This window comes from Neisseria meningitidis (genome assembly GCF_022869645.1).
GTDB classification, from domain to species: Bacteria; Pseudomonadota; Gammaproteobacteria; order Burkholderiales; family Neisseriaceae; genus Neisseria; species Neisseria meningitidis.
On the sequence record NZ_CP064367.1, the window covers coordinates 1,669,163 to 1,682,261 of the forward strand.

The 13,099-nt window shown below is 54.4% G+C and carries 9 protein-coding genes and 1 pseudogene; 7 read left to right on the top strand and 3 right to left on the bottom strand.

Going from position 1 to position 13,099, the window contains the following annotated elements; all coding sequences use genetic code 11:
* Nucleotides 1-209: 209 nt before the first annotated feature.
* The 3 genes from prpF (at nt 210) to IUJ45_RS08515 (ending at nt 3,970) form a co-directional block, all read left to right on the top strand.
* The gene (gene prpF, locus IUJ45_RS08505) at nt 210-1,379 is read left to right on the top strand and encodes a 2-methylaconitate cis-trans isomerase PrpF (protein WP_002212510.1); all 1,170 of its coding nucleotides are present in this window, start codon (nt 210-212) and stop codon (nt 1,377-1,379) included.
* 413 nt (nt 1,380-1,792) lie between these two features.
* Nucleotides 1,793-2,992 carry an acetate kinase gene (locus IUJ45_RS08510; RefSeq protein WP_002245900.1) on the top strand — a complete coding sequence of 400 codons (1,200 nt, stop codon included), beginning with the start codon at nt 1,793-1,795 and terminating at the stop codon, nt 2,990-2,992.
* A gap of 357 nt (nt 2,993-3,349) precedes the next feature.
* Nucleotides 3,350-3,970: an L-threonylcarbamoyladenylate synthase gene (locus IUJ45_RS08515; protein WP_002245901.1), complete on the top strand. Its 621-nt coding sequence runs from the start codon at nt 3,350-3,352 to the stop codon at nt 3,968-3,970.
* 126 nt (nt 3,971-4,096) lie between these two features.
* On the opposite strand, the gene IUJ45_RS08520 is transcribed toward IUJ45_RS08515, so the two are convergent.
* A complete protein-coding gene (locus tag IUJ45_RS08520) occupies nt 4,097-4,540 on the bottom strand; it encodes an Rrf2 family transcriptional regulator (RefSeq protein WP_002245902.1) in 444 nt (147 codons plus the stop codon).
* 173 nt (nt 4,541-4,713) lie between these two features.
* On the opposite strand from IUJ45_RS08520, the gene IUJ45_RS08525 reads away from it, so the two are divergent.
* Both IUJ45_RS08525 and IUJ45_RS08530 read left to right on the top strand, forming a co-directional pair.
* Nucleotides 4,714-5,082 (top strand): hemerythrin domain-containing protein, encoded by a 369-nt coding sequence (locus IUJ45_RS08525; protein WP_002245903.1) that lies wholly within the window; start codon nt 4,714-4,716, stop codon nt 5,080-5,082.
* 44 nt (nt 5,083-5,126) lie between these two features.
* Nucleotides 5,127-6,281, top strand: a complete 1,155-nt coding sequence (locus IUJ45_RS08530; RefSeq protein WP_002216549.1) for an NnrS family protein — start codon at nt 5,127-5,129, stop codon at nt 6,279-6,281.
* 56 nt (nt 6,282-6,337) lie between these two features.
* Here IUJ45_RS08530 and IUJ45_RS08535 read toward each other — a convergent pair whose 3' ends face one another.
* Nucleotides 6,338-7,210, bottom strand: coding sequence for a prephenate dehydrogenase (locus tag IUJ45_RS08535; protein ID WP_002245904.1), 873 nt, complete (start codon nt 7,208-7,210; stop codon nt 6,338-6,340).
* 84 nt (nt 7,211-7,294) lie between these two features.
* Here IUJ45_RS08535 and IUJ45_RS08540 point away from each other — a divergent pair, with 84 nt between their 5' ends.
* A complete protein-coding gene (locus IUJ45_RS08540) occupies nt 7,295-8,107 on the top strand; it encodes a carbon-nitrogen hydrolase family protein (RefSeq protein ID WP_002245905.1) in 813 nt (270 codons plus the stop codon).
* A 1,202-nt stretch (nt 8,108-9,309) separates the two neighbouring features.
* Here the strand turns inward: IUJ45_RS08540 and IUJ45_RS08545 are convergent.
* Nucleotides 9,310-10,074, bottom strand: a pseudogene (locus IUJ45_RS08545) (opacity family porin); the annotation flags it as partial.
* Nucleotides 10,075-11,940: 1,866 nt separating this feature from the next.
* Between IUJ45_RS08545 and IUJ45_RS08550 the strand changes: the two are divergent.
* Nucleotides 11,941-12,795, top strand: a complete 855-nt coding sequence (locus tag IUJ45_RS08550; RefSeq protein WP_002236718.1) for a DMT family transporter — start codon at nt 11,941-11,943, stop codon at nt 12,793-12,795.
* Nucleotides 12,796-13,099 lie beyond the last annotated feature (304 nt).

A 13,099-nucleotide genomic window follows, 5' to 3' on the forward strand; every position in this document is an offset into this window, starting at 1 on the left:
TTATCCGATGAGTTTCTGTGCGGATAAATCTGGATTCCCGCCTGCGCGGGAATGACGGGGTTTAATAATCTGCCGTATCACAACACAGTAGCCGTAGATTGGGGCGAACCCCGACAGTTTGCGGAATCAAACGGCTTTGGTCGGAGTGGCAGCCTAATCCACTATAAAAATCGTGGGCAGAGCCCACGCTACATAAGGAGAATCTAGAAATGCCGCAAATTAAAATTCCCGCCGTTTACTACCGTGGCGGTACATCAAAAGGCGTGTTTTTCAAACGTTCCGACCTGCCCGAGGCGGCGCGGGAAGCGGGAAGCGCACGCGACAAAATCCTCTTGCGCGTACTCGGCAGCCCGGATCCCTACGGCAAGCAGATAGACGGTTTGGGCAACGCCAGCTCGTCCACCAGCAAGGCGGTGATTTTGGACAAGTCCGAACGCGCCGATCACGATGTCGATTACCTTTTCGGGCAAGTTTCCATCGACAAACCTTTTGTCGATTGGAGTGGCAACTGCGGCAACCTCACCGCCGCCGTGGGCGCATTTGCCATCGAGCAAGGCTTGGTCGATAAAGGCAAGATTCCTTCAGACGGCATCTGCACAGTCAAAATCTGGCAGAAAAACATCGGCAAAACCATTATTGCCCATGTACCGATGCAAAACGGCGCAGTTTTGGAAACAGGCGATTTTGAGCTCGACGGCGTAACGTTCCCGGCAGCCGAAGTACAAATCGAATTTCTTGATCCAGCCGACGGCGAAGGCAGTATGTTCCCAACCGGCAATTTGGTCGATGAAATTGATGTGCCGAATATAGGCCGTTTGAAAGCCACGCTCATCAACGCGGGCATTCCGACCGTTTTCCTGAATGCCGCCGACTTGGGCTACACGGGCAAAGAGTTGCAAGACGACATCAACAACGATGCCGCAGCTTTGGAAAAATTCGAGAAAATCCGCGCTTACGGTGCGCTGAAAATGGGTCTGATCAGCGACGTATCCGAAGCTGCCGCCCGCGCGCACACGCCGAAAGTCGCCTTCGTCGCGCCCGCCGCCGATTACACCGCCTCCAGTGGCAAAACCGTGAATGCCGCCGACATCGATTTGCTGGTACGCGCCCTGAGCATGGGCAAATTGCACCACGCGATGATGGGTACCGCCTCTGTTGCCATTGCGACCGCCGCCGCCGTGCCCGGTACGCTGGTCAACCTTGCCGCAGGCGGCGGAACGCGTAAAGAAGTGCGCTTCGGGCATCCTTCCGGCACATTGCGCGTCGGTGCAGCCGCCGAATGTCAGGACGGACAATGGACGGCCACCAAAGCGGTTATGAGCCGCAGCGCACGCGTGATGATGGAAGGTTGGGTCAGGGTGCCGGAAGATTGTTTTTAAATTGACGTAGCATGGGTTTGCCCGCGAGCCATAAACAGGTCGTCTGAAAAACAAGTAAACATCAAATCACTGACCATTCCTTTCCCTTGCCCTGTGGCGGAAGGCGGCAAATCACAAGGAAGAACACGGAAACCCCGATAAAAGACAGCTTCCCGTATTACCGTCATTCCCGCGCAGGCGGGAATCTAGACCTGTCAATATGGAGGATTGGTAGGGGAAAACAGGTTTCGTGAGTTCTACATTCTGGATTCCCGCCACAGCCTGTCCTCGCGTAGGCGGGGACGGAATAACGATAGAAAATGCGGCATACGCTTTGCCCAAAGAGGCCGTCTGAAACACACTCCGCCCAACGCCCATCCTTTTTCAGACGACCCCACACCAAAAAACAACCACAAACTACAAGGAGAAACATCATGTCCGACCAACTCATTCTTGTTCTGAACTGCGGCAGTTCATCGCTCAAAGGTGCCGTTATCGACCGCAAAAGCGGCAGCGTCGTCCTAAGCTGCCTCGGCGAACGCCTGACCACGCCCGAAGCCGTCATTACGTTCAGCAAAGACGGCAACAAACGCCAAGTTCCCCTGAGCGGCCGGAACTGCCACGCCGGCGCGGTGGGTATGCTGTTGAACGAACTGGAAAAACACGAACTGCACGACCGCATTCAAGCCGTCGGCCACCGCATCGCCCACGGCGGCGAAAAATACAGCGAGTCTGTTTTGATCGACCAGGCCGTAATGGACGAACTCAATGCCTGCATTCCGCTTGCGCCGCTGCACAACCCCGCCAACATCAGCGGCATCCTCGCCGCACAGGAACATTTCCCCGGTCTGCCCAATGTCGGCGTGATGGATACTTCGTTCCACCAAACCATGCCGGAGCGTGCCTACACTTATGCCGTGCCGCGCGAGTTGCGTAAAAAATACGCTTTCCGCCGCTACGGTTTCCACGGCACCAGTATGCGTTACGTTGCCCCTGAAGCCGCATGCATCTTGGGCAAACCTCTGGAAGACATCCGCATGATTATTGCCCACTTAGGCAACGGCGCATCCATTACCGCCATCAAAAACGGCAAATCCGTCGATACCAGTATGGGTTTCACGCCGATCGAAGGTTTGGTAATGGGTACGCGCTGCGGCGATATCGACCCGGGCGTATACAGCTATCTGACTTCACACGCCGGTTTGGATGTTGCACAAGTTGATGAAATGCTGAATAAAAAATCAGGCTTGCTCGGTATTTCCGAACTCTCCAACGACTGCCGCACCCTCGAAATCGCCGCCGACGAAGGCCACGAAGGCGCGCGCCTCGCCCTCGAAGTTATGACCTACCGCCTCGCCAAATACATCGCTTCGATGGCTGTGGGCTGCGGCGGCGTTGACGCACTCGTGTTCACCGGCGGTATCGGCGAAAACTCGCGTAATATCCGTGCCAAAACCGTTTCCTATCTTGATTTCTTGGGTCTGCACATCGACACCAAAGCCAATATGGAAAAACGCTACGGCAATTCGGGTATTATCAGCCCGACCGATTCTTCTCCGGCTGTTTTGGTTGTCCCGACCAATGAAGAACTGATGATTGCCTGCGACACTGCCGAACTTGTCGGCATCTTGTAGCCAAAAAAGGGACGAGTCCGCACAATGCCGTCTGAAACCCCAAACGCCCGATTAGGCTGATGAGGATTTTAGACGGCATTGTTCATTTTTTTGTTATCTTGCATTTTTGTGCGGACGGTGGAATTTCATCCTGTAAACATAAATATTTGTCGGAAAACAGAAACCCTCCGCCGCCATTTCTACGAAAGCAGGAAACCAGCAACGCAAAGCGACAGGGATTTGTTGGAAATGACCGAAACCGAACGAACCGGATTCCCGCCTGCGCGGGAATGACGGGATTTTCTGTTTTTGTGGAAATGACGGGATTTTGAATTTCGGGCGTACAATACGGAAAACATGACGATAAGGACACAAACTATGGCACAGTTTTTCGCTATTCATCCCGACAACCCCCAAGAACGCCTCATCAAGCAGGCGGTCGAAATCGTCAATAAAGGCGGCGTGGTCGTTTATCCGACCGATTCCTGTTATGCCTTGGGTTGCAAACTCGGCGATAAGGCGGCGATGGAACGCATACTCTCCATCCGCAAAATCGATTTGAAACACCACCTGACCCTGATGTGCGCCGATTTGAGCGAGTTGGGCACGTACGCCAAAATTGACAACGTACAGTTTCGTCAGCTTAAAGCCGCCACACCCGGGCCTTATACTTTTATTTTACAGGCGACGAAGGATGTGCCGGCGCGCACGCTGCACCCGAAACGCAAAACCATCGGGCTGCGTATTCCCGATAATGCCATTGCACAAGCCCTGCTGGGGGAATTGGGCGAACCGCTTTTAAGCTGCACCCTGATGCTGCCCGAAGACGGCGAACCATTGACCGATCCTTATGAAATCCGCGAGTGTTTGGAACACGCCGTCGATTTGGTGATTGACGGCGGCTGGTGCGGAACCGAGCCGACCACCGTCGTCGATATGACCGACGGCACGGAATTGGTGCGCCAAGGTTGCGGCGATACGGCGGTGTTCGGTTTGTAGGGAAACCGATGCCGTCTGAAGCATCGGCTGTTCAGACGGCATTGCGCGCCTTGCCGGCGGCAGTCCGAAATGCCGGCGCGTATCGCGCTCGGTCGGAATATCCGTTTGAAACGGCATTTTGATGCATTACTGCACCGCAATCGGAATTCTCGGTTCGTAGAGCAGGTCGTAGGTCGGCTTGTTGAGCAGGTCTTGGAGCGTGAAACCGTCCAGATACGTGAAAAACGACTTCATCGCGCCGCCGAGTATGCCCGTCAGCCGGCAGGACGGTGTAATCAGGCATTCGTTGTTCTCGCCCATGCACTCGACCAGCTGCATCGGTTCGAGATGGCGGACGACCGCGCCGATATTGATGCGTTCGGGCGGCGAGGCCAGCCTCAGCCCGCCGCCTTTTCCGCGTACGCTGTGGAGGAAGCCGCCTTTGACCAGCGCGGTAACGACTTTCATCAGATGGCTTTTGGAAATGCCGTAGGTTACGGCGATGGTACTGATGTTGACCAGCGCATCGTCGTTGATGGCAGTGTAGATAAGGACGCGCAGCCCGTAGTCCGTATGTTGTGTCAAATACATGATTTTCTCGGTATGGATCGTTATTCTTATCGGTACGGTTTAAGGTTCACGGACAATACCTTAATGGTTGAAACCCTGTCCGTCGGGGCGGTAGAATGCAGCCTGTCTGCGGCGGTATGCCGTCTGAAACATCCGCGCTACCGTTTGATAATTTGTTATTGTAACTCAAAATCATGAAACCGTTGAAACGACATCCCGCCCTTATCGGGCTTTCGCGTGACCACCACCATTCGCTTTCCCTGTGCGTGCGTCTGTTGCGGACGCCGGAAGAACGGCATCGGGACGAACTCGAACCGCATTTTTCCGAATTGGAAACCCATTTTCGCGAAGAAGAAGCCAAGTTTGCCCCAATTTGGCAGAATGTCGCCCCCGAATTGAAACAACGTTTCGAGAAAGACCACGCCCGACTGCGGCAGATGATGGCAAGCCCCGAATACGGTAACGCGGCGTGGAATACCGCTTTTGCCACAACCCTGCGCGATCACGCGCGCTTTGAAGAACGCGAGCTGTTTCCCGCCGTTGAACCGTTTTTGCCGGCATGATTCCGTTTTGCGGCAAATATATTAATGATAAACAAGGAACACACATGAAATTTACCAAGCACCCCGTTTGGGCAATGGCGTTCCGCCCGTTTTATTCACTGGCGGCTCTGTACGGCGCATTGTCCGTATTGCTGTGGGGTTTCGGCTACACGGGAACGCACGAGCTGTCCGGTTTCTATTGGCACGCGCATGAGATGATTTGGGGTTATGCCGGACTGGTCGTCATCGCCTTCCTGCTGACCGCCGTCGCCACTTGGACGGGGCAGCCGCCCACGCGGGGCGGCGTTCTGGTCGGCTTGACTATCTTTTGGCTGGCTGCGCGGATTGCCGCCTTTATCCCGGGTTGGGGTGCGTCGGCAAGCGGCATACTCGGTACGCTGTTTTTCTGGTACGGCGCGGTGTGCATGGCTTTGCCCGTTATCCGTTCGCAGAATCAACGCAATTATGTTGCCGTGTTCGCGCTGTTCGTCTTGGGCGGTACGCACGCGGCGTTCCACGTCCAGCTGCACAACGGCAACCTAGGCGGACTCTTGAGCGGATTGCAGTCGGGCTTGGTGATGGTGTCGGGTTTTATCGGTCTGATTGGTACGCGGATTATTTCGTTTTTTACGTCCAAACGGTTGAATGTGCCGCAGATTCCCAGTCCGAAATGGGTGGCGCAGGCTTCGCTGTGGCTGCCCATGCTGACCGCCATGCTGATGGCGCACGGCGTGATGCCTTGGCTGTCGGCGGCTTTCGCGTTTGCGGCAGGTGTGATTTTTACCGTGCAGGTGTACCGCTGGTGGTATAAGCCTGTGTTGAAAGAGCCGATGCTGTGGATTCTGTTTGCCGGCTATCTGTTTACCGGATTGGGGCTGATTGCGGTCGGCGCGTCTTATTTCAAACCCGCTTTCCTCAATCTGGGTGTGCATCTGATCGGGGTCGGCGGTATCGGCGTGCTGACTTTGGGCATGATGGCGCGTACCGCGCTCGGTCATACGGGCAATCCGATTTATCCGCCGCCCAAAGCCGTTCCCGTTGCGTTTTGGCTGATGATGGCGGCAACCGCCGTCCGTATGGTTGCCGTATTTTCTTCCGGCACTGCCTACACGCACAGCATACGCACCTCTTCGGTTTTGTTTGCACTCGCGCTTTTGGTGTATGCGTGGAAGTATATTCCTTGGCTGATTCGTCCGCGTTCGGACGGCAGGCCCGGTTGAGACAAACCGCCGCAGATTTCGGGTCTGGGCGGTTTGCTTTTCAGACGGCAGGGCGGTCAGTTGCCGTCCAGCCAGCGGTCGCGTGTGGTTTTGGCTTCTTCAAAATAGCGGTACAGGGCTTCGCGGTCGTCGGCGGTCAGGATGTCTGCCAAAACGTCCAACTGTTTGCCCAAGCCTTGAACCAGTTGCAGCAGGCTGTCTTTGTTGGCAAGGCAGATGTCCGCCCACACGGCGGGATGACCGGAGGCGATGCGGGTGAAGTCCCGAAAGCCCGTGGCGGCGAATTTCAGATATTCCTGTCCGTCGGGGTGGTCGAGAATCTGGTGGACATAGGCGAAGGCGGTCAGGTGGGGCATATGGGAGACGGCGGCGAAAACCGCGTCGTGGCGTTGCGCGTCCATCGTATAAATTTCCGCACCGACCGCGTGCCACAGGTTTTCTATCAAGGCAATGCCGTCTGAATGTTCGCCGCCGTGTGGCGTGATGATGAGTTTTCTGTGGCGGAACAGCCCGAACTGCGCGGCTTGCGCACCGCTTCTGTCCGAACCGGCAATCGGGTGGGCGGCGATGCAGCGGTGCAGGCGGTCGGGCAGACAGCGGCGGAAGGCTTCGATGACCGAAGATTTGGTGCTGCCGACATCGGAAATCCAAGTGTGTTCCGGCAAAACGGGGCGCAGCGCGGTCAAAATGGCGGGAACGGTGGCGACGGGCGTGGCAATCAGTACCAAGTCCGCACCGCCGATGCTGTCCGCGTCGATGGCAACGGAAGCCCGGTCAATCACGCCGCGTTCCAATGCACGTTCGAGGTTGTCGCGGTCGGTGTCGATACCGGTAACGGTGCGGACGAGTCCCTGCCTTTTGAGGTCGAGAACGAACGAACCGCCGATCAGCCCTACACCGATGAGGGCAATATGGTTCAAAATGGGCATTTGTGTAAACGGTTTTCGCAAAGTACCGTCATGGTAGCCTATCGGCGGAATATGCCGCAAGGTCGGCAGGAAAAAGGAGAAGAAATGGACAAAATCAGAGTTGCCGCCGTGCAGATGGTGTCGGGCGTGTCGCCGGAAACCAACGTCGCTGCCATGAAACGCCTGGTCGCACGGGCGGCGGAGCAGGGTGTGGATTGGGTGCTGCTGCCCGAATATTGGGTGCTGATGGGCGCAAACGATACCGACAAACTCGCGCTTGCCGAGCCTTTGGGCGGCGGACGCTTTCAGACGGCATTGAGCGAAACGGCGAAAGAATGCGGCGTGGTGCTGTTCGGCGGAACCGTGCCGCTGCAAAGCCCCGAGGCGGGCAAGGTCATGAATACTTTATTGGTGTACGGGCGCGACGGCAAACGGACGGGGCTGTACCACAAAATGCACCTCTTCGGCTTTTCCGGTTTGGGCGAACGCTATGCCGAAGCCGATACCATCCTCGCGGGGCGGGAAGTGCCGCACTTGTTGGCAGAAGGCGTGTCGGTGGCGGCGGGCATTTGTTACGATGTCCGCTTTCCCGAATTTTTCCGCCGCCAGCTGCCGTTTGACGTATTGATGCTGCCCGCTGCGTTTACGCACACGACGGGCAAGGCGCATTGGGAGCTGCTGCTGCGCGCGCGTGCCGTCGAAAACCAATGTTACGTCGTGGCGGCGGCACAGGGCGGTTTGCACGAAAACGGACGGCGCACGTTCGGACACAGCATGATTGTCGATCCGTGGGGCGACGTATTGGACGTATTACCCGAAGGCGAAGGCATCGTTACGGCAGACATCGATGCCAACCGCCTGAACAGCGTCCGCAACCGCCTGCCCGCCTTGAAATACCGGGTTTTGGATGCCGTCTGAAGGTTCAGACGGCATCGGTGCCGGGGAATCAGCGGGCTGTAGGATGGGCTTCAGCCTGCCATTTCCATCAATCCCACATTTCTACCGTTTTCATCGAATCCATCGAATCCGCCCCTTTCGACGACCCAGTCCTACGCAACTGAACCGTCATTCCCACGGAAGTGGGAATCTAGAATCTCGGGGTTTCAGTCATTTCCGATAGATTCCCGCCGCGTCAGGGGTCTGGATTCCCGCCTGCGCGGGAATGACGAATCCATCCATACGGAAACCTGCACCACGTCATTCCCACGAAAGTGGGAATCTAGAACGAGGGGTTTGAGCAACTGTTTTTATCCGATAAGTTTCTGTGCGGACAGGTCTAGATTCCCGCCTGCGCGGGAATGACGGGTTTTAAGATTACGGTGTTGTCGGACGGGTTTTAAGATTACGGTGTTGTCGGAGCGCAACTGAACCGTCATTCCCACGGAAGTGGGAATCTAGAATCTCGGGGTTTCAGTCATTTCCGATAGATTCCCGCCGCGTCGGAGGTCTGGCTTCCCGCCTGCGCGGGAATGACGAATTTCGAGATTGCGGTATTGTCGGGAATGACGAATTTCAAGATTGCGGTGTTGTCGGAACGCAACTGAACCGTCATTCCCACGGAAGTGGGAATCTAGAACGCGGGGTTTCAGTCATTTCCGATAGATTCCCGCCGCGTCGGAGGTCTGGATTCCCGCCTGCGCGGGAATGACGAATTTCGAGATTGCGGTGTTGTCGGGAATGACGGATCCATCCATACGGAAACCTGCATCCCGTCATTCCCACGAAAGTGGGAATCTAGAACGCGGGGTTTGGGCAACTGTTTTTATCCGATAAGTTTCTGTGCGGACAGGTCTGGATTCCCGCCTGTGCGGGAATGACGAATTTCAAGATTGCGGCGTTGTCGGAAATGACGGGTTTCAAGATTACGGTGTTGTCGGAACGAAACTGAATCGTCATTCCCACGGAAGTGGGAATCTAGAATCTCGGGGTTTCAGTCATTTCCGATAGATTCCCGCCGCGTCAGGGGTCTGGATTCCCGCCTGTGCGGGAATGACGGGTTTCAAGATTACGGTGTTGTCGGGAATGACGGTTCGGGTATTTCCACGCCCGCCCCGCGTCTGTAAACGGCAGGTGAATCAAAAATGCCGTCTGAAGGTTCAGACGGCATCGGTGTCGGGGAATCAGAAGCGGTAGCGCACGCCCAATGAGACTTCGTGGGTTTTGAAGCGGGTGTTTTCCAAGCGTCCCCAGTTGTGGTAGCGGTATCCGGTGTCTAAAGTCAGCTTGGGCGTGATGTCGAAACCGACACCGGCGACGACACCAAGACCCAAGCGGCGGATGCTGTGGCTTTCGTGATAGGCGTCTTGCGTACTTCCCTGATTATAAATCGTAGGTGTTCCGCCAGGAATATTGGTGGGGACGGTAAGAACATTTGTTGTTTTTTTGGTCGAATCGATGCTGTGTCTAACATGTCCGTAGGCGACGCGCACGCCTGCATAGGGTTTGAAGCGGGAACCGGTATTGAAATCGTAAACGGCGGACAAGCCGAGCGAGGAGACGGCGTGGAATGTACCGTTTTCCTGATTTTCCGTCTTCAGGTCTTGCCTGTTGCCATTGCTTTTATTCACCTGCACATTTTTTGTGTTGACGGAATATTTATTGTCGTTCCATTTTCTGTAACTGGCATAATCTGCCGCTATCCTCCAGTCGCCGAAATCGTAGCCGACCGACACCCGAGGGTGGATGGAATGCGTACGGATGTTTCTGAAATAATCGCTTACTGTGCTTGTGTTGTTTGCACCGGTTGCTTGCGGATAATCGTGGGTAATGCGTTCGGCGGCGTAGGCTAAATCCGCCTGCACATAATACGGGCTGCGGCTGCCGTCTTCACTTGCCGCCTGCGCTGCGGAAGAGAAGAGAAGAGAAGAGAAGAGAAGAGAAGAGAAGGTTTTTTGGGGGCTGGATTCATTTTCGACTCCGTATTCGGTTTAACTGATTAAAAAGAACGATTTTCACTGATGGTTCAAGGGCGGATTATATCGGGTTTGGGGCGATGTTTCAACACAATGTAGCGGATGAACAAAAAAGAGAACGATTCTCTAAGGTGCTGAAGCACCGAGTGAATCGGTTCCGTACTATTTGTACTGTCTGCGGCTTCGTCGCCTTGTCCTGATTTTTGTTAATCCGCTATAAAGACCGTCGGGCATCTGCAGCCGTCATTCCCGCGCAGGCGGGAATCTGGAATTTCAATGCCTCAAGAATTTATCGGAAAAAACCAAAACCCTTCCGCCGTCATTCCCACGAAAGTGGGAATCTAGAAATGAAAAGCAGCAGGAATTTATCGGAAACGACCGAAACTGAACGGACTGGATTCCCGCCTGCGCGGGAATGACGGGATTTTAGGTTTCTGATTTTGGTTTTCTGTCCTTGTGGGAATGACGAAAAGTGGTGGGAATGACGTTTCAGTTGCTACGGTTATTGTCAGGTTTCGGTTATGTTGGAATTTCGGGAAACTTATGAATCGTCATTCCCGCGCAGGCGGGAATCTAGAATTTCAATGCCTCAAGAATTTATCGGAAAAAACCAAAACCCTTCCGCCGTCATTCCCACGAAAGTGGGAATCTAGAAATGAAAAGCAGCAGGAATTTATCGGAAATGACCGAAACTGAACGGACTGGATTCCCGCTTTTGCGGGAATGACGGCGACAAGGTTGCTGTTATAGCGGATTAACAAAAACCAGTACGGCGTTGCCTCGCCTTAGCTCAAAGAGAACGATTCTCTAAGGTGCTGAAGCACCAAGTGAATCGGTTCCGTACTATCTGTACTGTCTGCGGCTTCGTCGCCTTGTCCTGATTTTTGTTAATCCACTATAAAGACCGTCGGGCATCTGCAGCCGTCATTCCCGCGCAGGCGGGAATCTAGTCTGTTCGGTTTCAGTTATTTCCGATAAATGCCTGTTGCTTTTCATTTCTAGATTCCCACTTTCGTGGGAATGACGGGATTTTAGGTTTCTGATTTTGGTTTTCTGTCCTTGTGGGAATGACGGGATGTAGGTTCGTAGGAATGACGTGGTGCAGGTTTCCGTGCGGATGGATTCGTCATTCCCGCGCAGGCGGGAATCTAGACCTTAGAACAACAGCAATATTCAAAGATTATCTGAAAGTCTGAGATTCTAGATTCCCACTTTCGTGGGAATGACGGTTCAGTTGCTACGGTTACTGTCAGGTTTCGGTTATGTTGGAATTTCGGGAAACTTATGAATCGTCATTCCCGCGCAGGCGGGAATCCAGACCTTAGAACAACAGCAATATTCAAAGATTATCTGAAAGTCTGAGATTCTAGATTCCCGCTTTTGCGGGAATGACGGTTCAGTTGCTACGGTTATTGTCAGGTTTCGGTTATGTTGGAATTTCGGGAAACTTATGAATCGTCATTCCCGCGCAGGCGGGAATTTGGAATTTCAATGCCTCAAGAATTTATCGGAAAAAACCAAAACCCTTCCGCCGTCATTCCCACGAAAGTGGGAATCTAGAAATGAAAAGCAGCAGGCATTTATCGGAAATGACCGAAACTGAACGGACTGGATTCCCGCTTTTGCGGGAATGACGGCGACAGGGTTGCTGTTATAGTGGATGAACAAAAACCAGTACGGCGTTACCTCGCCTTAGCTCAAAGAGAACGATTCTCTAAGGTGCTGAAGCACCAAGTGAATCGGTTCCGTACTATCCGTACTGTCTGCGGCTCGCCGCCTTGTCCTGATTTTTGTTCATCCGCTATACTTTTGTATGACCATCTGACTTTATCACTCACTATGTTTTACCAAATCCTTGCCCTGATTATCTGGAGCAGCTCGTTTATTGCCGCCAAATATGTCTATGGCGGCATCGATCCCGCATTGATGGTCGGCGTGCGCCTGCTGATTGCTGCGCTGCCTGCACTGCCCGCCTGCCGCCGTCATGTCGGCAAGATTCCGCGTGAGGAATGGAAGCCGTTGCTGATTGTGTCGTTCGTCAACTATGTGCTGACCCTGCTGCTTCAGTTTGTCGGGTTGAAATACACTTCCGCCGCCAGCGCATCGGTCATTGTCGGACTCGAGCCACTGCTGATGGTGTTTGTCGGACACTTTTTCTTCAACGACAAAGCGCGTGCCTACCACTGGATATGCGGCGCGGCGGCATTTGCCGGTGTCGCGCTGCTGATGGCGGGCGGTGCGGAAGAGGGCGGCGAAGTCGGCTGGTTCGGCTGCCTGCTGGTGTTGTTGGCGGGCGCGGGCTTTTGTGCCGCTATGCGTCCGACGCAAAGGCTGATTGCACGCATCGGCGCACCGGCATTCACATCTGTTTCCATTGCCGCCGCATCGTTGATGTGCCTGCCGTTTTCGCTTGCTTTGGCGCAAAGTTATACCGTGGACTGGAGCGTCGGAATGGTATTGTCGCTGCTGTATTTGGGCGTGGGGTGCAGCTGGTACGCCTATTGGCTGTGGAACAAGGGGATGAGCCGTGTTCCTGCCAACGTTTCGGGACTGTTGATTTCGCTCGAACCCGTCGTCGGCGTGCTGCTGGCGGTTTTGATTTTGGGCGAACACCTGTCGCCCGTGTCCGTCTTGGGCGTGTTTGTCGTCATCGCCGCCACCTTGGTTGCCGGCCGGCTGTCGCATCAAAAATAAAGTTGGGAAGCGGTATTTGATGATTGCCGAATAGGCTGAAATCTTTCCATCTCCATTCCTGCGAAAGCGGGTATCCGGAACGAAAAGACGGATATTTATCCGAAATAACGACCATCTTTGCATCGTCATTCCCGCGCAGGCGGGCATCCGGTTTTTTGAGTTTCGGTTATTTCCGACAAATTGCTGCAGCGTTGGATGTCCGGATTCCCGCCTGCGCGGGAATGACGGGATTTTATAGTGGATTAACAAAAATCAGGACAAGGCGGCGAGCCGCAGACAGTACAGATAGTACGGAACCGATTCA

Bases quoted from the DNA above. Each gene is read 5' to 3' on its own strand.
- prpF (WP_002212510.1), top strand. From the start codon at position 210: ATGCCGCAAATTAAAATTCCCGCCGTTTACTACCGTGGCGGTACATCA.
- IUJ45_RS08510 (WP_002245900.1), top strand. From the start codon at position 1,793: ATGTCCGACCAACTCATTCTTGTTCTGAACTGCGGCAGTTCATCGCTC.
- IUJ45_RS08515 (WP_002245901.1), top strand. From the start codon at position 3,350: ATGGCACAGTTTTTCGCTATTCATCCCGACAACCCCCAAGAACGCCTC.
- IUJ45_RS08520 (WP_002245902.1), bottom strand. From the start codon at position 4,540: ATGTATTTGACACAACATACGGACTACGGGCTGCGCGTCCTTATCTAC.
- IUJ45_RS08525 (WP_002245903.1), top strand. From the start codon at position 4,714: ATGAAACCGTTGAAACGACATCCCGCCCTTATCGGGCTTTCGCGTGAC.
- IUJ45_RS08530 (WP_002216549.1), top strand. From the start codon at position 5,127: ATGAAATTTACCAAGCACCCCGTTTGGGCAATGGCGTTCCGCCCGTTT.
- IUJ45_RS08535 (WP_002245904.1), bottom strand. From the start codon at position 7,210: ATGCCCATTTTGAACCATATTGCCCTCATCGGTGTAGGGCTGATCGGC.
- IUJ45_RS08540 (WP_002245905.1), top strand. From the start codon at position 7,295: ATGGACAAAATCAGAGTTGCCGCCGTGCAGATGGTGTCGGGCGTGTCG.
- IUJ45_RS08550 (WP_002236718.1), top strand. From the start codon at position 11,941: ATGTTTTACCAAATCCTTGCCCTGATTATCTGGAGCAGCTCGTTTATT.